The sequence below is a fragment of the Arthrobacter sp. 05T410 genome, assembly GCF_056396505.1.
The window spans coordinates 128,777-155,003 of record NZ_JBFTLP010000008.1 but is presented as its reverse complement, the minus strand read 5'-3'; the positions used below and the strand labels follow the sequence as shown (position 1 = coordinate 155,003).

Here is a 26,227-nt window from a genome sequence, read left to right as displayed (position 1 = left end):
GGTTCCCGCCCGCTTTGGGGCGAGCCGGGGGCAGGTGGTCAGGGGTTTGCCGGCGCCGGCACCCAGACGAGCCGCGGAGCGGCCTCATCCGGCGGCCGCAGGCCCAGATCCTGTGGGGAAGCGTAGACCGGGATTGCCTCCGCGGTCAGCGCCGCGGAGCGCGAGAAATCCAGCGCCGGCCCGGCGAGGCCGTCACCAGGACCGAAGGACATGGTGCGCAACGCCGCGCCGACCTTGGACGGCTCGCCGCTTCCAGCCGATGCGGCCGCCCGTGTGAGGGCGACGACGGCGTCGTGGCTGCGTGAGTCCGCCGCCCATGCGTCGGCGGAGAACGCGGCATCGCCCGTCAGGTTCTTGACCTTCGGGTCGCCGGAGGCCAGGCGCACGGCGGACAGGAATGCGGACATCCCGCGCCCCTGGGCGTCCTGCTGGAGCGCCGTGGCATCGCCGCCGGCCGGGGCAACGCTGACCAGCTGCCCGGAGGCGGCGCCGTCGAGTTCGGCGAGCGTGGAGGCGAAGGCCGGGGCGGTGGCGCCGTCCGGTATGACGACGGGGACGGACACGTCGCGGGCCTGCAGGGCCTGGACCAGCCGGGCCAGCCGCTGCGGGGTGGCGGCCGAGACAACCACGGCGTCCGCGGGCTCGGCGACCCTCGTGGACCCGGCGCCTGCTGGGGCGTCCTCGGCAGGAGGGCGCAGCTGGTCCCCTGTTCGGATGGCGGCCTCCTGGGCCAGGTCCGTCACCGCGTCGAAGCCATCGAGGTTCAGCGTCTGTGAGATCCCGACGGAGGCAGGGACCTCGCCGCCGTCCCCGACGAGCAGCACCCTGTTTTTGCCGTTCAGCGCGGTGCGAAGGGCGGCCGCGACGGATGCGCCCGACGGCCTCGTGGTCCAGGTGGTCTGCGCGGGGTCCGATGGTTCGGCGTAGGGCAGGATCGCCGGGAGGCCGAGCTCCTCGGCGGTCTTTGCCGCGGCCCGGGCCGGCGCACCCGTGGTCGCCACGACGACACCCGATGCTCCCTGCGCGGCGAGCGCGTGGACGGCGGCGCGGGCGCCATCCTCCGTGCCGCGGTCGTTCTGGGCTGCGAGGGCGACGGTGGCGCCGCCCTTGGCAAAGCGCTGTGCGGCGACGATCGCGCCCTGTGCCGCCCGGTTGTACTCGGAGCCGGGCTCGCCGGACTGGCCCAGGGTGAGGACGACGCCGATGGAGAAGTCCTTCGGCAGGCCCTCGGCCTGCAGCGCAACGGGAACCGTCGCGGCTACCGGATCGGGCCGTGAAGCCTCCTTGGGACGGCTCAGCGCCACGGTCGTCAGGGCGATCGCAGCCGCGAGGACGACAGTGATGCCCGCGACGATCAGGGTCGTGAGCCCGGTGCGGGAGCTCATGCGGTGCCGCCGATCTTCAGTGTGTACAGGGTCTGCGACGTGGCGCCGGCCGGCACCTCGAGGTGGAACGGTGGCAGTTCGTCGACCGCGGTGAGTGAAGCCTTGAACTGCGCCTGGCGCAGGAGCAGCCCCGCCACGTCCCTGGAGCGGATATTGGCATAGCCCTCAGCGTTCTGCGATGCCAGTGCCAGCTGATAGTCAGCGGTGTCGGCTTTGGCGGCGCTTGTGGCCATGGAGCCGAGCAGGCCGGATCCGTTCACCGAACGGTCGCCCAGGTCGAGCATCACCTTGGTGAGGCTTGAGGACAGGAGGGCGCTGGCGCCCTCGACGTCACGGGTTGAGCCGGACGTGCTGGAGGCGATGTTCGCGAGCGAGGACTGCGTGCCCTTGTCCAGGGATGCGGCCAGCGCGTCGCTCTGCCCGCGCAGTTCGTCCCGCTGCTTATTCACCGTGCCCTCGGCGTCGTTCACCACCTCGTCCGAGGTGGACTTCAAACCGGAGATAGAGCGGTTGAAGGCCGTGATCACGGCGTCGGAGCCCGCGTCGCCGATCTCGGCGACCCGGCGCACTTGCTCGTCCACGGTCTTGTAGACCTCGGCGGCGGTCTCCGCCGAAACCTCGCGGAGGGACTTCTTGATCTTGTCGCCGAGCCCGTCCTGCTGCTCCTTGAGCTTCGCGAGCGTCGAGCCGACCCGGCCGGAGGAGTCGATCGCCTTACCAAGCACGGCGTCCAGGGCAACGAGTTCGCGCTTGTTGCTGTTGACGTCGCCCGTGGCGGCGCCGTCGAGCGCCTTCGTGGCTTCTTTGATGGCGTCCAGCTTGGCGTCGATGTCGTCGATCGTCGTCCCCAAAGTGGTGAACGCCTGGCCGATCTCCTCGTCCGGGGCGGTGGTGTCGGTGGCCGCCAGGACCGCGTCCCAGGCGGCCGTCTGGGCCTGGATCCGATCGTCCAGAGGGTCCTTGAACCCCAGCGGCGGGCGCAGTTCCTGCGCGGGGTTTCCGCTTTCATCCGTGGGCTCGCACGGTGCGGACGTCAGGTAGGAACGCAGCCGCTCCGCTTGCTCGGCGGACAGTCGGCCCTCGCGGGGCAAGGCGCCGTCGGCCATCTTGCACAACTCGTCGGCGAGCCGCTGCGTTTGCTGCGTCATCGAGCCGTTCAGCAGCGAGCGGTCACCCAACTCGCCCCGGGCGTCCTGCGCAGTCTTCTTGATGTCGCCCAGCTTCTGTCGCAGGCCGTCGATGCTGCCGCGGACCGCAGCGGCCGCGTCCCGGGTCGCGGCGACGGAGGCCCGGGCGGACTTGATCGCTTCCTCCACGTTTGCGAGGGCAGTCTTGTAGTCTTCCGTGGTCTCCGCGCCGTCGAGGACCGCAGCGAAATCAGTGCGCACCTTCTCCAGCGTGACGGCGGCAGCCTCCTGATCCTTGATCGCGCCCTCGACCATCTGCGGCTGCAGGTCCGCCACGAGCTCGTCGCCCTTCTTCACCAGGCCCAGCAACGCGCCGGTGACGGTCACGGCAGAGCCGTAAAGGGAGCATGTCATCGAGCCCTGCTCCGCGCATTCCTCCGCGGTGGGGTCCTCGGGGCCCATGGTGGCCTTGATGGCGCCCGCCACGATATCCCGGCAGCCCGCACTCACCTTCGCGTAGGCGTCGAGCTGCGAGGCCATGGTCTGGATGCTGGAATAGACCGTGGCCGCCTTCCCCGATTTGGGCACCTCCGCGGTGCAGCCGTCACCGTTGATGGGAGCCGTCGCGGGCACGGCCGAGGTGTCGCCCAGCATCGCGTCCACGGCGGCGACGGTCAGCTTCAGCTGGGACGCGGTGGTGGACTGCGTTGACTTCGCCGCGGCCTCCAGGTCCGCGCCGAGAGTCTTCAGTTGCTCCTTCAGGTCCACCATGGTTGCGGCCAGGGCCGTGGAGTTATCGCGCAGCTCGCCCGCGGTCTTCGCACCCAGGGTCTGAGAGGTCTCCTGCAGGTTCTGCCGGACCTCGGTGATGGTGGATCCGGCCTTGGTCAACACGGTGTTGACGTCCGAGACCAGCGAGATGGTGCGGCGTTGCAGCCCCATCTCGGAGCCCGCACCGGAGGAGAACGCGCCAGCGAGCACGCCGTCCGCGCTGAGGTCGGTGTTAATGCCCGGCTGGACCGCCACGTCGAAAGCAGGGACCTGAAAGTCCTTGACCTCAGCAACGAGGCGCAGCGTGGTGCTCGCACCCGAACGGGGTGGGGCCAGCACGGTGGCCCACTGCACCACGGTGGCACCGTCCTCGGTGCTGCTCAAGACGCCGTTGGTGCCCGTTCCGCCGTCCGCAGAGCCGGCGGTGACGTCGTCGGCCCGTACACCGGTGAGCTTCGTTGAGGCGGCGATAGTCAGCGGGGCGCCCACGAGGGCGGTATCGGAGCGGGTTTGGCCCGCGGCATCGTATTCGATGACCCGCGGCTTAACCGTGAGGTTCTCCAGTGTCAGGTCGATCTCGACCGGCCCGGTGTGGCCTTGAAGCTCGGTGAGGTCGGAGCCGGACTTGTCGCCGGCCCGGTACTGCAGGCTCACTCGCACCGGCAGTTCGCCCACCGCCTGGGCGGCGTCGTACTTCGTGTCCGCTGCAGAAGAGTCGCCGGCCGCGGACACAGAGATGGTGGTGCCTTCGATCGTCTCGACCCCGGCGGCCGGGGACATGCCCACGCGCACGCTCTGCAGGAGCTTGACCGGATTGGACACCGACTCCGGCTCGGGGGCCGGGCCGCACGACGTCGTCGCGATCAGCCCCAGGCCGGCAAGGAAAGCGCCCAGCGCCCGGCCGGGCGCGATGCGGCGCCCCGGGATGTGCTGGTGCGTGGTAGTCCGTCTGGACATGATCGTCCCCTCTTCCGTTCATGGTGCCTTCAGCATGATACGGGGTTTCACTCACGAATGGACTAATCGCGGTTTGCCTGTGTCATGCGCATGACTTGGGCGGTCATGTCCCGCCGTCCTAGTTTTTCTTTTTGTTGGATTTATTGACGTGTGTTGGTAGCGTCGGCACCGTCTGGTCGTCGGCGGTTACGTGTCCGGCGGAGAAGCGCTTGTCTCTTGGGAGGAATTTCTATGTCGCGTGTGTTGTCTACTGAGCAAGCGAAGGCTGCGATTGGGCAGGTGCAGTCGATCATTAACGGTGGTTTCACGGATCAGATCTCGGCGCTGGATGCGCAGGGACGAGTTTTGTCAGATCCGAATATTTGGGATGGTCCCCTGGCTGCGCAGTTCCGAGGTTCTACGTGGCCGGAGACGAAGGCTGCTTTGGACAAGGCCAAGGAGGAACTCGAGCAGTTGCGGGGGCAGCTGCAGAAGATTTCGCAGGACATCTTCTCTGCTGGCGGCGGCGCCTGAGCCTGTATGTGATTGCGTGAGGGCCAGGTAGTCGCGCCGCTCTGGTGAGTGGGCGGTTACCTGGCCGATGCACGTTTGGTGGTTTGTCTTTCTGTTCCAGTTCTTGTTCTGTGGGGGGCTTTGGTTGTGACCGATTTCGTTGAGGTGCCGCTGTTGCCGGCGTCGGATGCTTCTCATGGCGGGCGGTTCAGTTATGCCGTGGCCGAGGCGGTGCAGTCGGTATTTGAATCGGCGGCGTCGCGGGTTGAGGGGCAGGCGGGGTCGCGGGCTTCGTATGTTTCCACGGCGAAGACGGACTTCCAGGGCCATTTCTCGGACCTGTTCGCGGCGAACGCAGTAACGGCTGCGGGCGACGCGGAGGCCCTGGCCTCAGCATTGCGGACGGTCGCCGGCTATGTGGGGCAGATGATCGAGGCCGGGCGTGATGAGGATGATCGGCGCCGGCGGAACAACGAGTGGGTCCGGGAGCACAACGACCGGAACGGCTTCGAACAGGCCAGGGACTGGTTTTTTGGTGAGTCGGAGCGGCCGAACGCGGATCCGGGTCCGGCCCCGTCGTTTGCTCCGGCCTCGGCGGCCCTGGGCTCACGGGAAACCCCGGCGCCCGGTGGCGGGTATGGAGGCGGGACGTCCTCGGCGCGGCCGGCTGATCTGCGGTCCTTCGCGGCAGGGTCGCGGGGCCTGGACGACGGTTTGGCGGCCGAGCCGGGCTCGTTGCACGGGCAAATGTCCTCGTTCGCGTCTGCTTGCTACTGGGGTTCAATAGACGCGTCCGGAGTGATCACCGCATACCGGCGGTACTTGCAGGCGAACGAGAACGACGCGAAATGGGCGGTGACGGTTGCGGATGCATTTGCCGCCGCCGGCGGCGAGGGGGCCGTGTCGAGTGTTTCAGACGCGGCGGTGAACGAGGCGCTCGCTGCGGCGGGGGTGAGTGCGACCCGGTCCTCGTTGGCGATTGATCCGCCCACGGCGGCCGGTGCGATGCCGACCAGCGGGTACGCCAATGATCCCGTGAACACCTCAACGGGAAACTTCATCGAGCCGGAAACGGATCTGGGGTTCGCCGGGGTTGCCTCAAACGTGGTGCTGTCTCGGATGTACAACTCGCTGGCGTCAGGTTTGGAGATGCCCGGGGTGTTTGGTCCTGGGTGGGCCTCGGTTCTGGATCAGTACCTCGCGGTCTCGGATGAGGGCTGCCGGTGGGTGATGGCCGACGGCCGCGCCGTGGACTTCCCCCGGGAGGGCACCGGCTGGGGCAGGGGTGTGGGAGAGAATTACTGGCTGGCCCGCGAGCATGCAAAAGCTGCTGACCTGGCGGAGCTGGGCTCCCTGCCTGACGTTACGGTCGAGCTCCTGGTAGTCCGGGACAACCAGGGCGCGTGGTGGGCTTACAGCCTGGCCGGCGTGTGGCTCGGTGCCGGGTCCGGGCCTGGCCGGACGGCGTCCGTTCTCCGGGAAGGGCCAGCTGACGCCGGCAGTGCCGGACTGGTGACCCGGCTGGCGCATGTGCGGGGCCGTTTCCTCGACGTCGAGTACGTGGACGGGCTTGTTGCCGTGGTGAGGGCCTCGGACGGGCGCCGGGTGGAGTACGCGTACGACGCCGCTGGCAGGCTGACGCGTGTGGAGACCGGGCTGGGGACGCGCACCTACCGGTGGAATGAGCAGGGCCTGATCGAGGCCGTGGTCTCGGCTGCGGGCGTTCTCGAGGCAGAGAACACCTACGACGAACACGGCAGGGTTGTCCTGCAGACCTCCCAGCATGGGCGCCGGACCAGGTTCGCGTATCTGCCGGGCCGGGTCACGGTGGTTTCGGATGAGGACGGTACCCGCTCAAACTCGTGGATCGCCGATGCGAAGGGCCGCCTGGTCGGGGTGCTTGATTCCCATGACCAGCGTCAGTCCATGGCGTATGACGGCCACGGAAATCTGGTGTCGTTCACGGAGCGCGACGGGACGGTCACGGTGCACGCCTACGACGGGCGGGGCCGGAAGACCCGGACCGTGACCCCGGAAGGCGCGGACCTCACCTACGGCTGGGATGAGCAAGACCGCATCACCACGCTGGTGACGGAGTCCGGGTCGGTCGTCTCGTATGAGTATGCCGATGAGGTGTCGCGGGATCCCTCGGTGATCCTGGACCCGCTGGGCGGGCGCACCGAGCTTCAGTGGCGGAACGGGCAACTGGCCCAAGTAGTGGACCCGGCCGGAGTGACGGTCGGCTTTGAGTACGACGGGTTCGGGGACCTGGTCGCGACCCGGAACGCTGTAGGAGACATCGCAAGGATCGTCCGTGACCATGCGGGCCGCCCGGTCACGGCCATCAGCCCGTCGGGCGCTGAGACCCGTTTCAGCTACGACGCCGCGGGCCCGCTGGTGCGGCGCGAGGACCCGGACGGCGCCGTCTGGGCCTTCGAACACGATTCGGCGGGGCGGACGACGGCGTTCGTCGCCCCGGACGGCGGGCGGACCGAACTCGAATACGCCGTCAACGGTGAACTGGTCCGGACAATCGATCCGTTGGGCCGGGCCATTGAGCGGGTCTTCGATGAGCTCGGCAACGTCACCGCCGCGGTGCTGCCCGACGGTGCCCGCTGGGGCTTTGTCCATGACACGCTTTCCCGGCTGGTCGGGATCACGGACCCCGCCGGCCATGACTGGGTACGGGAGTACGACAAGATCGGCGCCCTGACCGCCGTCGTCGACCCCACCGGGGTCCGCACAGACGCGACCGCGGACCGCAAGGCCGGGACGGCGACGCTGACGGACGCGTTCTCATCCTCGACGTACAGCTTCGATGCGTACGGGCGCCCCAGGCAGGTCCAGGGGGTGGACGGCTCCGCGGAGCTCATCTCCTATGACGCGGCGGGCAACCCGGTGGAGCTCGTCGACGGCGACGGCGGCCTGACGGTCCTGGGCCGGGACGTGGCCGGGAAGATCACGTCGATCACCTCCCCCAGCGGTGCCGTTACCCGGTACGAGTACGACGTGTGCGGGCGGCCCTGGAAAACCACGGACCCCCTCGGCGCGGTCACGGAACTGGCCTACGACGCCGATCAGCGCGTCATTTCCCGGACGCTGCCCACGGGCGAGGTCGAGACCTTCGAGTACGACCCGTGCGGGCGGCTTGTGTTGCGCCGCACCCCCGGTCAGGGCGTTTCCCGGTACGGCTACGACAAGGCCGGGCGGCTGACGTTCAGCCAGGACTCCTGGTACGGCACGCGCCGGTTCAAATACAACACCGCCGGGGAACTGACCGAGACCGTCAACGGCGTGGGCGGCCGGACCCGGTTCGAGTACGACGTCCGCGGGCGCCTGGTCCGGATCACCGATCCCCTGGGCGGGGTGACCACCCGCACCTACACGGCCACGGACCAGGTTGATTCCGTCACCGATCCGCTCGGGCGGATGAGCACCGCCACCTACGATCCCGCCGGGCGGCAACTGTCCCAGACCGACCCGGACGGACACACCACAACCTGGACGTATGACCGGGCCGGCCGGGAATCCTCCACCTCGTTCGACGGGAAGCCCATTGCCGGCGTCGAACGCGACCTGATCCGCCGCCGCGTAATCATTACCGATTACACGGGCGCTGACGGGCTGGCCGTCGAGCACGAGCTCGCGTATGACCGCTGCGGGCGGCTGGCGTCCCGCACCCGCGGCGGCCGGGGAATGTCGTGGAAGTACGACGCCGACGGGAACCGCACCGGTTTCACCGACGCGCACGGAACCACCACCACTTATGTCCGGGATGCCGCAGGCCGGGTGACCGCTGTCAGCAACCCCCGGCTCGGGGAGGCCGTGTTCTCCCACGATGCGTCGGGGCGTATCACCGCAGCCACTGCCGGGAACCTGGTCCAGGAATGGGCCTACCGCTACGGGAGCCTGTCCGAGCACAGCCGCACGGACCGTTCTGACCCGCTCTCGACCGATGTCACCCTGATCGGCCGGGACGAGGACGGCCGGATCACGGCCCTGACCCGCGCCGGTACTGTGACCCAGTACGGGTATGACGGGGCCGGCCAAATGGTCTCGGCCGCCACCACCCGGAACGGGGAGCCGTGGCTTCCCTCTGCGGTCTCCGAGTGGATGTACGACGCCGGCGGGCGCCTTATCCGGGAATCCACGCCGGGTGGCTCCCGGGTCTATGAGTACGACGCCGCTGGACAGCTCCTCGCCGTCACGGACGCTGACGATTCACGGACTGAGTATGTTCATGACGGCCTGGGCCGCCGCACCCGGCTCATCCACCCGGACGGGTCCTGGACCGAGTACTCGTGGGGTCAGAGCGGCCAGCTGAAGAGCGTTGCCGACCGCACGCCCGACGGCATGGAAACCTCCCGGCATGAGCTGTGGGTGGACGCCCTCGGCGAGCTGGCTGCCGTTGATGGGTCGGAGCTGTGGTGGGACACCGCCACCCCCATCCCCACCCTGGCCGGCTTCGGCGGTCAACAGGTCCTTTCGTTGCCTGGTGGTGTCACCGGTATCGAGGACGCCTGGATCGCGCCGGGCTGGCGGGCCGCCCGCCCCACCGACCAGTCCGACCCCTGGGCCGTCATCGGCGCGCCGGCAGTCCCTGGCCCGGGTCCGGGTGGCACTGCCGTTGGTGGTGCCGCTGGTTTGGGTTCGGTGTCCGGGCTGGCCGGTGTGCTGCCCGCCGGGATCACTCTGACCGGCAACGGCGGCCTGGACATCGCTGGCCTGGAGTGGCTCGGGGCACGTGCGTACGACCCCGCTACTCGAGGTTTCCTCTCCACCGATCCTCTCTCCCCCGTCCTCGGCGCGGGCTGGGACGGCAACCCCTACGCCTACGCCGGCAATAACCCCCTCAACACCACCGACCCCACCGGGCTGCGTCCGCTCACTGATGACGAGCTGAAGGCCTACGACAAATCGGCCGGGAGCCACTGGGAGTACGTCGTTGCGGGACTCGCCGTGGCCGCTGGCGTTGCTGCATTGTTCGTGCCGGGGCTCAACATCATCGCGGCAGGAGCTATCGCCGGGGCATTGAGCTCGGGTGGCCTCTCGGTCTTTTCCCAGAAATCGCAGAAGGGTTCGGTCGACTGGTGGTCGGTCCTCGGCAACACCGCGATAGGCGCGGCTACCGGTGCTGCAGGTGGCGGCGCGGCCATGTGGACTAGGGGCGTCCTCGCGGGTGCGCCGGCCGGACAGGCTGCAGCAGCGCTCGGAGTAAGTGCTGGCGCCAACGGGGTCGTCGGTGCGGGTGCAAGTGCCGCGAGCTACCTTTATCAGAAAGGCGGGCGCATCAATAACGGCTGGGACTTTGCGGGCAAGATCGCTGGTGGTGGCTTCGCCGGTGCCGTAGGCGGCCTCGCGGGGCCGGCCGGCGGCAGCCTCGCCAGAGGGATGTCATTGTCGTCGACCGGCGTGGTTGCCAAGGCCGGAACGATGGCCATCAGTGGCGTTGGTGCGGGAACAGGTTCGATGCTGGAGAACGTCGTCGCCGGGGATCCCATTGACCCCGCGAAGGCCGGGGCAACAGGCCTGTTTGGAGCGGGTGCTGCCGCGATACCTGTGGGGCGCATACCGGCGTTCAACCAGACCGGCGTTAGCACGCTAAGGCAGATGCCGTACTTTGCGCCTCGGACTGTGAACGGCATGTTTAACTACAACCAGACGAATACCGTGGGACTGTGGGGAGGCGCCTTTGGAGGTGGCACTGTCGGCTTCGGTGGCGACCAACTCCAGAGCGCACTCGGATGGTGAGCAAAACAGGCCTAGAAAGGGTTGGTTGTTGTGGGAAGAAAAGCTGAGCATCCGGTAAGAAATGCTCTGATCCTTAGTGGCGTGTTATTGAGCGCAACGGTCGCGGTGATCCTGGTAGGACCTCAGGACCACGTGTCACAGGAGGTCGTGGCACTACTCGCCGGCCTGGCCGTGGGTGTGTGGTTGCTGCGTTTCTCGCCGCCCTGGCGATGGCTAGCCATGTTGGTTTTGGTGCTTTCCCTCGTTCTCTGTTTGGTGTTGGGCCCAGCCGGAATCGCGTGGTTCGGTGGGTTTATTTCGGGCACTCAGGCAGGACTGGCCTGGCAGCATGCGAATAAGCGGAGCCGTCAGCCCGCTAAGCCGAGCCGGGAAACCACAAATAAGGCGGAGTGGCTTGTTGATGGGCGGGGCCTTAGCACCGTCGCGGAGGCACGTGAGGCGGCTGGTGCTGCGCTGCATTCCTTGGACGGGAAGTTGCGTGGACGGCTGGCTGTTGAGCATGGGTCGGCACGTTTTGAGGTGGCCGGTGGTGTTGGGCTGGGGATGGTCTGTCACCGGAATGCTGATGCTGACCAGGAGAGTTCCTGGGCGGTGTTGTTGCGGCCCGGACAAGCGAAGGATGAATCGGTGGATGTGCCGATGGGTGATGCGACGGGCTTCATTCCTTCTCGGTTCGTTAACGACCTCGGACCTGTCGAGGCGGCACTGACAGATTTCCTCGGGAACCCGGGATCAGCGTCGTTGGGCCCGGAATGGATGACGGGTAACGACGCAGAAGCCACTCGCCTGACCACTTTCTAACCACTAAATGGTGTCGCGATTGGCAGGAATGTGAGATCGTCGCGGCCCGCTTGTTCCGGGACGGCGAGTTGGAAAAATGGGTCGAGTATCCCACTGGATTAGTAATCAGCGATTCCGAGTTACAGACATAAGTTGGAGTCGTTCTGAACCACATGGGCCTTTGACCACAATGCTGAATCAGTGGAGCCCCTGGAGCGACTTGCAGGAGTGTCAGCGGATTGCCGATCGCCTTTTTCGGGAGGGCCGGAGGGAGGATTGGGTTGAGTACTCAACGGCCATCGTCGTGCCGGGTTAGGCGTTGGGGGAATACTCAGCAATGCTCCGAGGACAAAAGGCCGGCCGCCGCGCTCAACGGCGCTAGTGATTTGCACGTCGCGAAATCTCCAGATCGACCGTGGCGACCAATCCTGAAGTAGGAAAAGCGTATGGTTCGGTGGATTTATTTTGGGCACTCAGGCAGGACTGGCCTGGCAGCATGCAAGTAAGCGCCGTGAGCCCGCTCAGCAGGCCCGGGAAACCGCAAAAAAGGAACGCTGACGGCTGTCGGATCACGATGCAAGATGTGGATCGTCGGCGCTCTTGGTTTCGCAAATTTGCGCGTGTATCGTTGGCTATCGTTGTATATCGTTCACGGTCGTCCAGAGGAGAGCATGATGCGCAGTTCTTACCCGGCAGGCGGATTTCGCGGCAACAATGTCGACGGCATGTGGCAGGCCGTAGAGGAGTTGCGTTCGAGGTTCGAGAAGCGCTCGGGTTCCCGGGCGGGGCGTGGCGAGGTGCGCTCGGCTGTGCTGGCACTGCTCGCCGAGCGGCCGATGCACGGCTATCAGATTATTCGTGAAATCGAGGAGCGCAGCGGCGGCACCTGGAAGCCCAGCGCCGGCTCCGTCTATCCGACCCTCCAGCTGCTGGCCGACGAGGGCCTTATCCGTGCTGAGGAATCCAACGGCCGCAAGATCTATTCCCTGACGGACGCAGGCCGCGAGGAGATGGCGGGTGCCGGTACGTCAGCGCCCTGGGAGTCGACGGGTCCGGCGTCGGGCTCGGGATTCGCGGCGCTGCCCAAGGCGGGCGTCGAGCTCGCGCAGGCCGCCTCCCAGGTGGGACGCACCGGCACGCCGGAGCAGGTGCAGGAAGCCGTGGCGGTGCTCGATGACGCGCGCCGCCGGCTGTACGCGATCCTCGCCCAGGGCTGACCGGGGTGATGTCGGTTCGCCGGGACCGGGCAGCTCCGGGACCCGGCACCCGGGGCCACCGGGCCCGTTACCGCCGAATCCTGCGCTTCGCCGCATGGCATCTCGCGGTGACCTGGTGGTTCGAGCTGTTCCTCCCCCGCATCGGGCTGGTGCGGATTGCCGAGCGCACCAGGGCGAAGAGGATGCGGCGCTTCGCTCAACGCTTCCATGCGCTGGCGGTGGACCTCGGCGGCCTCATGATCAAAGTCGGACAGTTCCTGTCCTCCAGGCTCGACGTGCTGCCGCCCGAGATCACCAAGGAACTCGAGGGGCTGCAGGACGAGGTGCCTCCGGTTTCGTTCCCCGCGATCCGCGCCCTCGCCGAAGCTGAGCTGGGCGCGCCGCTGGAGCAGTTGTTCGCCTCGGTCGAGGAGACACCGATCGCAGCAGCGTCCCTCGGGCAGGCGCACCGGGCGAGACTTGGCCCGGGCGACGCCGCCGACACCGGGCTCGACCGGGTGGTGCTGAAGGTGCAGCGGCCGGGCATCAAAGCCATTGTCGACGTCGACCTGGCGGCACTGCGCAAAGTGGGCGGCTGGCTCAGCCACGTGCGCCTGGTGTCCGATCGTGCCGACATGCCCGCCCTGGTCGAGGAGTTTGCGCAGACCAGTCTTGAGGAGATCGACTACCTGAATGAGGCGGCGAATTCGGGGCGGTTCGCCGCCGATTTCGCCGACGACGGCCGGGTGGAGGTGCCCGACGTCGTCTGGGAACGGAGCACCCGCCGCGTGCTCACCCTCGAAGACGTCACGGCGATCAAGATCACGGACTCGGAGGCACTGCTGGCGGCGGGCATCGATCCGGCCCAGGTCGCCCCTGTTTTTGCCTCGGTCATGTTCGACCAGATTTTTACGAGCGGCTTTTTTCATGCCGATCCGCACCCGGGGAACATCTTTGTCACGCCGGTTGCCGATCCATCCACGGAGCACCCATGGAAGCTGACATTCATCGACTTCGGCATGATGGGCGAGGTTCCGGCGAGCACACGCAGCGGTCTGCGGAAGCTGCTCGTCGCTGCCGCTTCGCGTGACGGCAAGGGGTTGATGACCGCGATCAGCGACGTGGGGGTGTTGGTGCCCTCAGCCGACACGGTCGAGCTTGAGCGGGCGATGACACACCTCTTTGCCCGCTTTGGCGGGATGGGCTTCGCCGAGCTTCGCGAGGTTGACCCCCGGGAGTTCCGTGATTTTGCGGTGGAGTTCGGTGATGTGGTCCGCTCGTTGCCGTTCCAGATGCCGGAGAACTTCCTGCTCATTATCCGGGCGATGTCACTGACGTCGGGTGTGTGCAGCTCGCTGGACGCCCGGTTCAATCTGTGGGACTCGGTCGAACCCTATGCGGCGCAGCTGCTGCGCGACGAGCGCGGCAACATCGTGCAGGACGTTGCCCAGCAGGCCCTCGATGCCGCCGGGATGGCGCTGGGTCTGCCGAAACGTCTGGATGGGCTGCTAACCCGGCTCGAGGACGGTTCACTGTCGGTAGCAAATCCGCGCCTTGAGCGGCAGCTGGGACGGCTTGACCGCACGGCGCAGCGATCGGCATCGGCGCTGATCTTCGGCGCCCTGCTGGTTTCCGGCTCCGTGGTCCGCGCGGATGACATGGTGCTCGGCAATGTCCTGATGATCGCGTCGGTCCTTCCGCTGCTGCATGGGTTGTGGGTGGGGCGCAGCGGCCGCTGATCGAGCCGGTGACGGGGTTTTGTCGCGCCCGGACCCCTTTGGGTTCCGCTGCCGGGGGTTATCATCAAACCGTGAAGGAAGGCCAGCCTTTTCGTCCTGCGAACCCCACCGAAACCCCCGGCCCCGGCCCCACAGGGCCCAACCCCACTTCCTGGAAGTCCTCGATCCTGAACGGGAGCGGCGCTCTCGCGGCGGCCGCCCTGATAGTGGTCCCGCTCTGGATGCTGCTCAGCAACCCGGCCGTCCTCGGCGGCCACCCCGCCCTGCCAACTCTCCTGGTGGCCGCCGTCGCACTGGGGATACTTTGGGCGCTGATTCTGGTCAGACGCTGGTGGTTCGGCGGCAAACAGCAGCGTAGCGGTGACATTTCCACCTGGCAGTTGGTCCGCGGGATCGCAGGCAGGCTCACGGTCCTCGGTTTCGTGGCGGCGCTGATGTGGCTCAGCCCGTTCCCCCACCAACCCGACCGCGGGAAGACGGTCCCGGCCAATGGACCCACCGCGACCGCGCCGGTCGGGCCAAAGGCTGCAGATGACGCCACTTCGATCACCCTTGCCCCGGCGGGCGAAGCCACCACGGGTCTCGTCTTCTACCCCGGCGCCAGGGTCGACGCGCACGCCTATCAGGAGCTGCTGCAGCCGCTCGCGGACGCGGGTCATCTAGTCGTCATCCTGAAACCACCCCTTGGCGTCTCCCTGCTGGACACCACCCAGGCCCGTGCAGCCATGGACCGGCATCCCGAAATCACTTCCTGGGCCGTCGGTGGTCATTCGTTGGGCGGCGTGAGCGCATCATCCTTCGCGGCGGCGAATCACGACGTCGCCGGGCTGCTGCTCTTTGCTTCGTACCCCGCAGAGAACATGGCGGACGCGCAGGGCCTCTCGGTGCTCTCCATCTCCGGCTCAAACGATGGCCTGAGCACGCCGGACAAGATCGCGGCGTCAAGGTCCCTGCTCCCGCCAACCACCACCTACGCAACGGTTGTGGGCGGCGTGCACGCGTTCTTCGGTGACTACGGTGGGCAGCCCGGGGACGGCGAGCCGGGCATCAGCCGCAACGAGGCGCAGCAGCAGATAGTTGCCGAGTCGCTCCGCTTCATGGACCGGCTCAAGGCTTCCGGCTAGGAAGCGAGCATTCCTCAGCTCCACCGCTACGCACCGCCAACCGCTACCGGCCCGCGGCGTACCCTTGCGCACCGCGCGCATTTGCGGCAGCCTGCAGGATCCCGGTCTCAGGATCCCGCACGACGGCGGACAACCGCCCCAGCGCCCAGTCACCAGCCCGGCTGACCACATGCCCGCGGCGTTCCAGCCCCGCGATGACGTCCTCACCGAGCCGGTCCTCGACGACGGCGCCACCGGGCTCCCAGGTGCGCGGCCAGAAGGACCCGGGCACCGACGTCGTATGGAACGTCGGTGCGTCGATGGCCTGCTGCGGCGAATACCCGCCCACGATGGTCCGCAGCAGGTACGGCAGCTGCCACTGGTCCTGCTGGTCGCCGCCGGGCGACCCCAGCGCGGTCACGGCGTGGCCGTCCCGCAGCACGAGCGTGGGCGTCAAGGTGGTGCGCGGGCGTTTGCCGGGCGTCAGAGTGGACGGCGTGCCGGGCTCCAGCCAGGTCATCTGCAGCCGGGTGCCCAAACAGAAGCCCAGCTCCGGGATCGCCGGGGAGGACTGCAGCCAGCCGCCGGACGGAGTCGCGGAGACCATGTTGCCCCAGCGGTCCACGACGTCGATATGGCAGGTATCGCCGCGGGTCACCCCCGCGGGTGTCACGGTGGGCTCGCCGACGCCGAGTCCGGCCGCGGAGGCATGGCCCGCGAGCGCCGGCAGCGTGTAATTGGTGCGCAGTGGCGGCCTGTACGGCGCCAGCCCGGGCACGGTGCCAGGCCGGAAGTCGTGGGAGGCCCGTTCCGTGATCAACGCCCGGCGGCCGGCACAGTAGTCCTCCGACAAGAGGTAATCGAGCGGCACGTCCGTGTCGCCGTAGTACGCTTCCCGGTCCGCGAGCGCGAGCTTCTGCGCTTCCAGTACGGTGTGCGCCCCGAGCTCGGTGGACGGATCAAGGAACCGGTCCTCGAAGCCGGACAGGATGGCCAGGGTCTGCAGCAGCACCGGCCCCTGGCCCCACGGCCCGGTCTTGGCGATCGTGTGGCCCCGGAACTCCACGGTGGCGGCCGCCTCATACCCGGCCTCGAATCCCGCGAGATCGTCCAGGGCGAGCACTCCGCGGTGATCCGTGCCCGAGGAATGCCGGTGCGGGGACTGAACCGACTCCACCATGGCGCGGGCCACGAACCCCTCCCGCCACTCGCGGCGGGCCGCATCAATTCCCGCCTCGCGGGTGGATTCCCTAACTCCGGCCTGCACGAGCCGTTCCAGGGTGCGGGCATAGGCCGGGTTCCACACCAGCTCGCCCTCAACCGGGATTCGGCCGCCCGGCATCCACAGCTCAGCGGACGTGGGCCAGTGCGCCTCGAACAGCGCGGACACGGCCGCGATGGTGGTTCCGACCCGGCCGAGCATCGGGTGCCCGTCCCGCGCGTAGCCGATCGCGAAGTCCAGGACCGCGTCCAGCTCCCACGTCCCGTGGTCACGCAGCAGCAGGAGCCAGGCGTCGACGGCGGCAGGCACCGCGGCGGCCAGGGCACCCGATCCCGGAACGAGGTCCAGGCCTTCGGCCACGTAGTGCTGCACGGTGGCCCCGGCCGGCGCAGGGCCCTGCCCCATCAGGACTATGGGCTGCTCCGGCCGGTCAGCGGTGACGAAGATCCCGGTCATGTCTCCGCCGGGCCCGTTGAGGTGCGGTTCCACCACGTGGAGCACGAACGCTCCCGCCACCGCGGCGTCGAAGGCGTTCCCGCCGCGCTCCAACACGGACTGGGCCGCCGCCGTCGCAAGCCAATGCGTGGACGCGCTCATCCCGAACGTGCCCTGCAGCGTGGGGCGGGTGGTGAACGCCTCCGGGCGTGTGAACGGCACACTCACCGCGCGCGAACTACCACCGAAGACTTCTGCCACCACGGTGTCAGCCAAACAGGGCCGCCACGCGGGTGAGGGTCTCATAGACGCCATACGCGAGCGGCACGCCGACAAGCCCCCAAGCGATGACCAACCTCCCGGTGGACGGTGTGACCGGACTCTGTGCAGTACTCATTTCAGCCCTCCAAGGCAGGTTCTTCGGCCCGGACGCGGCCAGGACGTGGTTCGTGGAATCGTGCGTCCACCGGCGTGACCAAGAGGTTCGCCACGAAACCGATCACCAGCAGCCCCACCATGGTCAGCAAGGCTGGCTGGTAGGACGCGGCGTTGAGCGCGCCGGGCTTGCCCTGCGCGTCCAGGAAAGCGTTGACGATCAGCGGCCCGGCGATGCCCGCCGCGGACCAGGCCGTCAGGAGCCGGCCGTGGATGGCTCCGACCTGGAACGTGCCGAAGAGGTCGCGCAGGTAGGCGGGGGCCGTCGCGAACCCGCCGCCGTAGAAGGAGATGATGACGAACGCGAGGGCCACGTAGAGGACGGTGGACGTAGAGCCGGCCAGCGCCAGCACGGTGTAGAGCACGGCGCCGACGCCGAGGTAGACCATGTAGATGCGCTTGCGGCCTGTGACATCGGAGGTGGCGGACCAGGCAAAGCGGCCGGACATGTTGCCGATCGAGAGCAGCCCCACGAAGCCCGCGGCCACTGCGGCGCTGGCCAGGGACGTGCCGTCGGGCTGGCGGAAGAAGTCCTGGATCATCGGAGCGGCCTGCTCAAGGATGCCGATCCCTGCCGTGACATTGCAGAACAGGGCGATCCAGACGAGCCAGAACTGCCTGGTCTTGACCGCGTTCCGGGCGGAGACGTTGTCCGTGGTGACCAGCGAGGCGGCCTTGACCTTTGCGGGGTCGAAACCTGCCGGTTTCCAGCCCTCGGCCGGAACTCTGATGGTGAACGCGCCGAACATCATGTAGGCCAGATAGACGACGGCGAGGGTCAGGAAGAGCTTGCCCACCGACTCACCACTGGCCACCCAGCCCTTGGCCCCGGAGTTGGGATCGTACATTTTCAGCAGGGCCGTGGAGACCGGGCTGGCGATCAGGGCGCCGCCGCCGAACCCCATGATCGCCATGCCCGTGGCCAGTCCGGGCCGGTCCGGGAACCATTTGATCAGGGTGGAGACCGGGGAGATGTAACCGATCCCCAGTCCGATGCCGCCGACGACGCCGTAGCCGAGGTAGACGAGCCAGAGCTGGTGGCTGAAGATGCCCAGGGAGCCGATCAGGAAGCCGCTCGCCCAGAACGCGGCGGAGGTGAACATCGCCTTGCGGGGCCCGTTCCTGTCCACCCAGGTGCCCATGATGGCGGCCGAGAGGCCCAGCATCACGATCGCAACGGAGAAGATCACGCCGATCTCGGTCAGGCTCGCGCCGAAGTGCTTCACCAGCGCGGTCTTGTAGACGCTCGTCGCGTAGGCCTGGCCGATGCACAAGTGCACCGCGAGGGCTGCCGGGGGGACGAGCCACCGGTTAAATCCCTGCGGGGCGATGGTTCGTTCGCGGTCCAGCCAACCCATAAGTACTCCCCCTGCTCGTCAACGGACATCGGTGTCCAGCACATTGCGGAAACGGCCCTCTGCCAGGGCCTCTGACCGAGCTTCCGGTAGAGGGCCGTTGCCTCCGGCAATCATGGTGCAGATCGTCAGCAAACGTACTACTTATGCGCCAAGCGGTAGGGAATCCGCGACGAACGGTGGTGCGGCAGCCGCACCGGGCGCTACTTGCCCAGGCCGGCCTTCCGGAGTGCCTCGGCCATCGCGGTGTTGACCGGCGACGGCGTGGGGGCCGGCTTCTGCGGTTGCCTGCCCGGCGTCCGCCGGTCGGCTGCCGGTTTCCCGGACGGCTGCCTTCCGGACGGTTGATTCGACGGCTGTTTCGACGGCGGCTGCGACGCCGGCTGCGACGCCGGCTGCCGCGGACGTTCCGGCCGCGAGTCCGCACGACCGCCAGCCGGGCGGTCTCCGGCAGTGCGGCCGCCCGCCGCACGACCGCCGGACGCTGCCGGTTCGTCGTCGAGCCTGAGGGTGAGCGAGATGCGCTTCCGCTCCGGATCCGCCTCCAGCACCTTGACCCGGACCACCTGCCCGGACTTCACCACTTCACGGGGATCGGAGACAAAGCGGTTGGCCAGGGCCGAGACGTGCACAAGCCCGTCCTGGTGCACCCCGACGTCGACGAACGCGCCGAACGCGGCCACGTTGGTCACCGTTCCCTCCAGCACCATGCCGGGCCTGAGGTCCGAGATCTTCTCGATGCCTTCAGAAAACGCTGCCGCCGCGAAGGCCGGACGCGGGTCACGGCCGGGCTTCTCGAGCTCGGCGATGATGTCCTGCACGGTGGGCAGGCCGAAGGAGCCGTCCACGAAGTCCTGCGGATTCAGCGCCGCAAAGCTTCCCGCAGCGGGCGCTTTACCGGCGGCCGCCTTGATTTTCCGGGCCACGGGGTAGGCCTCCGGATGCACGCTGGAGGCGTCCAGCGGCTCCGCTCCCCCGGTGATCCGCAGGAAGCCGGCGCACTGCTCAAACGCCTTGGCGCCCAGCCGCGGGACCTTCTTCAGCTCGCTGCGCTTGGCGAAGGGCCCGTGCTCGTTCCGGTACGCCACAATGTTCTCGCTCAGCAGCGGCCCGACCCCGGCCACCCGGCTCAACAGTGCGGGCGAGGCGGTGTTGACGTCCACGCCCACCGCGTTCACGCAGTCCTCGACCACCGCGTCCAGGCTGCGGTCCAGCTTCGCGGCCGTGACGTCGTGCTGGTACTGTCCGACGCCGATCGACTTCGGCTCAATCTTCACCAGCTCCGCGAGCGGGTCCTGCAGCCGCCGGGCGATCGAGACGGCGCCGCGCAGGGACACATCCATGCCGGGCAGCTCCGCCGCGGCGAGCGCCGACGCCGAATACACCGACGCCCCGGCCTCGGACACCACAATTTTCTGCGGCTTGTTTTCCGGTCCGGAGGAGAGCTGCTTGAGCAGTTCGGCGGCGAGCTTGTCCGTCTCCCTCGACGCGGTGCCGTTGCCGATCGCGACGAGTTCGACCCCGTGCTTCGTGGCGAGGCCCACGAGGGTCCGCAGCGCCTCGTCCCATTTCCGGGCCGGGGCGTGCGGGTAGACGGTGTCGGTCGCGACCACCTTGCCGGTGCCGTCCACCACGGCGACCTTGACGCCGGTGCGCAGTCCCGGGTCCAGGCCCAGGGTGGCGCGGTTCCCGGCCGGCGCGGCGAGCAGCACATCGCGCAGGTTCGCGGCGAACACACGCACGGCCTCGTCCTCGGCGGCGGCGAACATCCGGCTGCGGAGGTCTGCCGTCAGCCGCGCCAGGACGCGCGAGCGCCAGGCCAGCTGGGCGGTCTGCAGCAGCCAGGCATCGGCGGGCCGGCCGCGGTCGGCAACCCCGAGGAACCTGGCCACGGCCGCCTCGTACCGGCCGCGCGCGGCAGTGAGGGCGGCGTCGTCGTTCGGATCAGCCTCGGCGAGGTCCAGCTCCAGCGCGCCGTCCTTTTCTCCGCGCAGCAGCGCCAGGACACGGTGCGAGGGCATTCCGGCCGGCTGCTGGGAGAACTCGAAGTAGTCCTTGAATTTCTGGCCTTCGGCTTCCTTGCCTTTCTTCACCCGGGACACCATCCGGCCCTGGGTCCACAGCCGTTCCCGGAGCGTGGCGGCCAGGTCAGCGTCCTGCGCTACGCGTTCCACCAGGATGGAGCGGGCACCGGCGAGCGCCGCGGCCGCGTCCCCGATCGAGTGTTCGGCGTTGAGGTACTTGGCCGCCTCGCTCTCCGGGTCCAGTTCGGGGCGCTTGAGCAGGGCGTCGGCGAGCGGCTCCAGCCCGGCTTCGCGGGCGATCTGCGCCTTGGTGCGCCGCTTGGTTTTGAACGGGAGGTAGATGTCCTCCAGCCGCGACTTAGTGTCCGCGCCGACGACGGCGGCCTGCAGTTCCGGGGTCAGCGCGCCCTGGGCGGCAATCGCCTCGAGGATACTCCGGCGGCGGTCCTCGAGCTCGCGCAGGTAGCGCAGCCGCTCCTCCAGCTCGCGGAGCTGGGTATCGTCCAGGGTGCCGGTCGCTTCCTTCCGGTAGCGGGCGATGAAGGGCACGGTGGACCCGGCATCGAGCAGATCCACGGCGGCCTTGACCTGCCACGGCAGAACGCCGAGCTCGCCGGCGATCTGGGCGGCGATGCCGGACTCCTGGGTGTGCGGCGTGCCGGTCTGTGGTGAGCCGGTCTTCGCGGACGGGCCGGGGGCGGGCGAGGCGGGTGAGGCGGGCCGCTGCGGGTGTTGGGTCACCAAACCATTTTGCCTTACCCCGGTCAGCGGCCGGGCTCGCCCGGAGGAGTCAAGGGCTCCTGCACGTCCTGAACAACCTCGTTGCGGCGCAGGAACCACGGCTTGAACGGCGGATCAAAACGGGCGAATCGTGGCGGCCCCACAGGCTTCAGCCCGGCTAGCTTCAGTGCCTCCTGGAGGCCATCGTTTCGCCGTACAAAGGCCGCCTCCGACCCGCTGCCGGAGAACCGAAGGGCGGCTGCCAGGGAACCTGGCTGGGCCCGGACTCTAACGTCTGGGTTCGCCGGGACCGGCGCCGTCTCCGCCGTCACCCCAGCGGGGAGCACAAAGGCCACGATGAAATCAGCGGGCTCTGCGCTTCCCGGCAGCGGGCCGCTTTGCAATACCGGCGCGGTCATCGCCAGCTTTTGCGACGGCCCGGGCCCCTGGATCACCGGGGCCGTCATCGCCAGCTTCCGTTGCGCCGTGTTGCTGCCGCTGATGTAGTTGAACAGGTGCCGGAAAGCGGCATTCCCGGCGCGGTCGAAGGTCGCTTTGACCTCTATTTCCGCTACGGCGTACGCGGGATAGCGGCGCAGCTCGAAGTGCGCGTAGCGCTGGACCAGCTCATACGGTTGCTGTTCGGTCATAGTCCTCAGACCCTACGCCGGTCCTGCGACAGGAACCAGAGGGCATTGCCTGGTACCTGTCCCGTGTTTGACTGTCAGAGGGCTTTGATAGCTTGAATAGCGGAGGCACCAACAACGGGGCACCACCAACGGGGGCACAGTGTTTTTTCTTGAACCTGAGGTACCGGGCTCATCACCGGATCTGGTCTACTCCGCGAGCGACCTCGTGGTGGCAGCGAGTTGCGAGTATCAGCTGCTGCGCAAACTCGACGAGAAGCTGGGCCGGTCCCCCAGGGCTACGTTCGAAGACGACGAGATGCTCAAGCATGCAGCGGTGTTGGGTGACCTCCACGAGCGCAAGGTCCTCGGCGGTTTCGTGGCGGAGTTTGGCGACTGGGATCCGGCCACCGGGCACGGCGTGTACGACGTCGTCCCGGCCGAGGCCATGGACCGTGCCACGCTGGCGGCCAAGCACGCCGAGTCCATTGGGGCGCTGCGCGAGGGAGCCGACGTCGTCTTCCAGGCCGCCTTCTTCGACGGCCAGTTCCACGGCCGCTCCGACTTCCTCGTGCGGCACGCCGACGGTAGCTACGCCGTGTTCGACACCAAACTCGCCCGCCACGCAAAAGTGACGGCCCTGCTCCAGCTGGCCGCCTACGGCGACCAGCTGCTGAAGGCCGGGATCCCGGTGGACCCGGCGGTGACACTCGTCCTCGGCTCGACGGTGCAGCTGCCCGGCGGCGGATTCGACTACGTGCGAAGCCACCACAAACTCTCCGAGATCCTGCCGGTTTTCCGCGAGCGCCGCGAGCGTTTCCTCGCGCTGACCGCCGCGCACATCGCACAGCCGGGACCAGTGGGCTGGGGCGCCCCCGGGCTCACCGCCTGTGGCCGCTGCGATTACTGCCAGGAGCAAGTCAAAGCCACCGACGATCTCCTCCTCGTGGCCCGGATGAACTCCGTGCAGCGCAAGAACCTCCACGAACGTGGGATTCGTTCAGTCACTGACCTGGCGCAAGCGACCCTCACCAAGCCCACCCCTACGCTCCTGCGCCTGCAGGAACAGGCGCGGATGCAGAGCGGCGTTGGCCCTGCTGACGGCGAAGTCTGCTAGCGCAAGGACGGCGAAGAGCACACCATCCGCTACGGCGTCCTGCCCGGGAACACCTTGGCCGAGCTGCCCCCACCGAGCCGGGGCGATATTTTCTTCGACTTCGAAGGCGATCCGCTGTGGCAGGACCGCGCCACGGGAGTGTGGGGGCTCGAGTACCTGTTCGGCGTGATTGAGGCGCCCACCGAGCCCGGCAGTCCGGGGATTTTCCGGCCATTCTGGGCCCACAGCCGGGAGGCGGAGAAGCAGGCGTTCCTCGATTTCCTTGACTATGTCGAGAAACGCCGGCGGGACCACCCGGACATGCACGTCTACCACTACGCACCGTATGAAAAAACGGCGCTTCGAAAACTCTCGGTGATGCACGTTGCCGGGGAGGACATCGTGGACGAGTGGCTCCGCGAAGGCCTGCTGGTGGACCTGTACCAAACGGTCCGGAACAGCATCAGGATCTCCGAGAACTCCTACAGCATCAAGAAGCTCGAGCCGCTCTATATGGGGGCGAACCTTCGAACTGGCGAAGTGAAGGATGCCGGCGCCTCCGTGATTGCCTATGCACGGTTCTGCGACGCGAGAGACAATGAGCGGCCCGACAAGGCGGCCAAAATCCTCGCCGGGATCTCCGACTACAACGAATACGACTGCCTCTCCACGCTGGAGCTCCGGAATTGGCTGCTCGGGCTGGCCAAGGAACGCCGGCTGGAGCAGCACGGCGCGGAGGCGGGCGCGGCGTCCGGTGCGGAGGCGGGCTTAGCGTCCGGCGCGGAGGCGGGCGCGGCGTCCGGCGCGGAGGCGGGCGCGGCGTCCGGCGCGGAGGCGGGCGCGGCGTCCGGCGCGGAGGCGGGCTTAGAGGACGGCCCCGACGACGGCTCGGCACGAGCCGATGCCGCGCTGGCCCCGGCTGAGCTGGCACTGATGGAATTTGCTGAGCCGGGCAGCGGCTTGTCCGAGGACGACGGTAAGGCCGTCGCCATGCTGGCCGCGGCCGTGAGCTACCACCGCCGGGAGCGCAAGTCGTTCTGGTGGTCGCACTTCGACCGGTGTGAGCACGGTCCGGACACGCACGAACGGGACCGGAACGTTTTCCTCGTCGAATCCGCGGAACTCCTCGACGACTGGCAACAGACGGGGACCAAACTTCCGGAGCGGCGGGTCAAGCTGACCGGCTCCGTGAGTCCCGGGTCGGACCTCCGCGAGGGCAGCAAGTGGTTCCGCATGTACGAGCTGCCTCTTCCCTCCGGGCTGGAGGGTACCGGCAAGAACGGAACCGGGCGGAGCGGATGGTTCGGCACGGAGGTCCTGGAGCTGGGGCGTGAGGACGGCAAGGACACCGTCATCATCCGGGACCGGCTGCACCGGAAGATACCGCCCTACAATGACCTCCCCATTGCGCTGACGGAAGACCAGCCCCTCGCCACCAAGAGCCTCGAGCAAGCACTGGCAGCCCTCGCTGACACGGTGGTCGCCGGCCTGGGGTCCGGCTCCCTCCCCCGCCATCCTGCGCTTGACCTCGTCCGGCGTCAGCCGCCGAGGCTGGCCGCCGGAGCTTCACTGCCGCAGCCTGGTGCCGGACCGGACCGCTTCATTGAAGCCATCACGGCGGCCGTGCTGGCCCTTGACCACTCCTACCTGGCGGTGCAGGGTCCGCCCGGAACGGGCAAGACCCATGTGGGGTCCCACGTCATCGCCCGGCTCGTGGCCCGTGGCTGGAAAGTCGGCGTCGTCGGCCAGTCGCATGCGGTGGTGGAGAACCTGCTGAAGACCGCCGTCACGAAGGCCGGGGTCGACCCGGCACTGGTGGCCAAAGACGTGAAGCACAACGACGCCCTGCCGTGGGCCCGGCGCACCGGCAAGGACGTTGCGGAGCTGTTGGGTGCGCCTGGAGGCGCCCTCGTCGGTGGCACGGCGTGGACCATGACCGGCGCCACCGTCCCGGCCGGCTCCCTGGACCTCCTGGTGATTGACGAGGCCGGCCAGTTCTCGCTGGCCAACACCCTTGCCGTGGCCCAGGCCAGCAGCCGGCTGCTCTTGCTCGGCGACCCGCAGCAGCTGCCGCAGGTCAGCCAGGGCAGGCACCCCGAGCCGGTCGACGACTCTGCCCTGGGCTGGATTTCCGCAGGCCACGCCACGTTGCCGCCCGAGCTTGGCTACTTCTTGGCCGACTCGTGGCGGATGAACTCAGAGCTGTGCCTGGCCGTCTCGGAGTTGTCCTACGAAGGCCGGTTACGTTCCGCCCCGCCCGCGGATCTGCGCCGTCTGGAGGGTGTGCCCGCGGGGATTGAGACGGTGATGGTGCCGCACAGCGGGAACACGACGTCGTCGGCCGAGGAGGCTGCCGAGGTCGTCGGGCAGGTGCGCCGCCATTTGGGCCTTTCCTGGCACACCGCAGACGGAGCCCGGCCATTGGAGGCGGCCGACATCCTGGTGGTGGCTGCCTACAACGCACAGGTCAACGTCATTCGCGATGCCCTGGACGCCGCGAATCTCGCCGGCGTGCGGGTGGGGACCGTGGATAAGTTCCAGGGCCAGGAGGCCGCGGTCGTGATTGTGTCCATGGCATGTTCTGCGGTGGCCGAGGCTCCGCGGGGCATGGAGTTCCTGCTCTCGCGGAACCGGATCAATGTGGCGGTGTCCCGCGGCCAATGGCGTGCCGTGATCGTCCGCGCGCCCGAACTGACCAACTACCTCCCCGCCCACCCCGAGGGTCTGGAGCAGCTGGGCGGCTTCATCGGCCTGTGCCAGAGGTCAGTCCGCGCCTAGCTGTCTTTGCCGCACCCTCCGACGAGGGACATGCCCATTCTTCGATGGCCTCAGCCTGGGACATGCCCATTCTTGCCCCCGACCAAGGACATCTAGGCATCATGCCCGTCGCACGCGGCCAAGGCCGGACATGTCCACTCTTCGCTGCCCACCCAACGGAACATGCCCATTCCTCGGTGGCCACAGCATGGGACATACCCATTCTTGCCCCCGACCAAGGACATCTAGGCATCAT

The 26,227-nt window shown here is 67.9% G+C and carries 13 protein-coding genes and 1 pseudogene; 7 read left to right on the top strand and 7 right to left on the bottom strand.

The window, feature by feature from the left end; genetic code table 11:
- Window positions 1-38 precede the first annotated feature (38 nt).
- A complete protein-coding gene (locus tag AC1DFR_RS13060) occupies window positions 39-1,385 on the bottom strand; it encodes a hypothetical protein (protein WP_476873534.1) in 1,347 nt (448 codons plus the stop codon).
- Window positions 1,382-4,240: a hypothetical protein gene (locus tag AC1DFR_RS13055; RefSeq protein ID WP_476873533.1), complete on the bottom strand. Its 2,859-nt coding sequence runs from the start codon at window positions 4,238-4,240 to the stop codon at window positions 1,382-1,384. Before AC1DFR_RS13055 ends, AC1DFR_RS13060 begins: the two co-directional genes overlap by 4 nt.
- A 231-nt stretch (window positions 4,241-4,471) precedes the next feature.
- On the opposite strand from AC1DFR_RS13055, the gene AC1DFR_RS13050 reads away from it, so the two are divergent.
- The 6 genes from AC1DFR_RS13050 to AC1DFR_RS13025 all read left to right on the top strand — a co-directional run bounded on the left by AC1DFR_RS13050 (window position 4,472) and on the right by AC1DFR_RS13025 (window position 15,322).
- Window positions 4,472-4,753 carry a hypothetical protein gene (locus tag AC1DFR_RS13050; protein WP_028275663.1) on the top strand — a complete coding sequence of 94 codons (282 nt, stop codon included), beginning with the start codon at window positions 4,472-4,474 and terminating at the stop codon, window positions 4,751-4,753.
- Window positions 4,754-4,879: 126 nt separating this feature from the next.
- Window positions 4,880-10,483, top strand: coding sequence for a DUF6531 domain-containing protein (locus AC1DFR_RS13045; RefSeq protein ID WP_476873532.1), 5,604 nt, complete (start codon window positions 4,880-4,882; stop codon window positions 10,481-10,483).
- A gap of 30 nt (window positions 10,484-10,513) precedes the next feature.
- Window positions 10,514-11,284 (top strand): hypothetical protein, encoded by a 771-nt coding sequence (locus AC1DFR_RS13040; RefSeq protein WP_476873542.1) that lies wholly within the window; start codon window positions 10,514-10,516, stop codon window positions 11,282-11,284.
- Between the two features lie 653 nt (window positions 11,285-11,937).
- Window positions 11,938-12,480 carry a PadR family transcriptional regulator gene (locus AC1DFR_RS13035; protein ID WP_223915556.1) on the top strand — a complete coding sequence of 181 codons (543 nt, stop codon included), beginning with the start codon at window positions 11,938-11,940 and terminating at the stop codon, window positions 12,478-12,480.
- Between the two features lie 8 nt (window positions 12,481-12,488).
- Window positions 12,489-14,198, top strand: coding sequence for an ABC1 kinase family protein (locus AC1DFR_RS13030; RefSeq protein ID WP_476873541.1), 1,710 nt, complete (start codon window positions 12,489-12,491; stop codon window positions 14,196-14,198).
- A gap of 71 nt (window positions 14,199-14,269) precedes the next feature.
- Entirely contained in the window at window positions 14,270-15,322 is a 1,053-nt protein-coding gene (locus AC1DFR_RS13025; RefSeq protein WP_476873531.1) for an alpha/beta hydrolase, read from the top strand.
- 43 nt (window positions 15,323-15,365) lie between these two features.
- Here AC1DFR_RS13025 and AC1DFR_RS13020 read toward each other — a convergent pair whose 3' ends face one another.
- From AC1DFR_RS13020 to AC1DFR_RS13000, 5 genes are all read right to left on the bottom strand, one after another.
- Window positions 15,366-17,120: a gamma-glutamyltransferase family protein gene (locus tag AC1DFR_RS13020; protein WP_476873540.1), complete on the bottom strand. Its 1,755-nt coding sequence runs from the start codon at window positions 17,118-17,120 to the stop codon at window positions 15,366-15,368.
- A gap of 106 nt (window positions 17,121-17,226) precedes the next feature.
- A complete protein-coding gene (locus tag AC1DFR_RS13015) occupies window positions 17,227-17,355 on the bottom strand; it encodes an MFS transporter small subunit (protein ID WP_290370315.1) in 129 nt (42 codons plus the stop codon).
- A gap of 1 nt (window position 17,356) precedes the next feature.
- Window positions 17,357-18,751 carry an OFA family MFS transporter gene (locus AC1DFR_RS13010; protein ID WP_230009426.1) on the bottom strand — a complete coding sequence of 465 codons (1,395 nt, stop codon included), beginning with the start codon at window positions 18,749-18,751 and terminating at the stop codon, window positions 17,357-17,359.
- A 200-nt stretch (window positions 18,752-18,951) separates the two neighbouring features.
- Window positions 18,952-21,513, bottom strand: coding sequence for a Tex family protein (locus tag AC1DFR_RS13005; protein ID WP_476873530.1), 2,562 nt, complete (start codon window positions 21,511-21,513; stop codon window positions 18,952-18,954).
- A 23-nt stretch (window positions 21,514-21,536) separates the two neighbouring features.
- A complete protein-coding gene (locus AC1DFR_RS13000) occupies window positions 21,537-22,142 on the bottom strand; it encodes an SOUL family heme-binding protein (RefSeq protein ID WP_476873529.1) in 606 nt (201 codons plus the stop codon).
- Between the two features lie 139 nt (window positions 22,143-22,281).
- Between AC1DFR_RS13000 and AC1DFR_RS12995 the strand changes: the two are divergent.
- Window positions 22,282-25,992 (top strand): annotated as a pseudogene (locus AC1DFR_RS12995) (TM0106 family RecB-like putative nuclease).
- Window positions 25,993-26,227 lie beyond the last annotated feature (235 nt).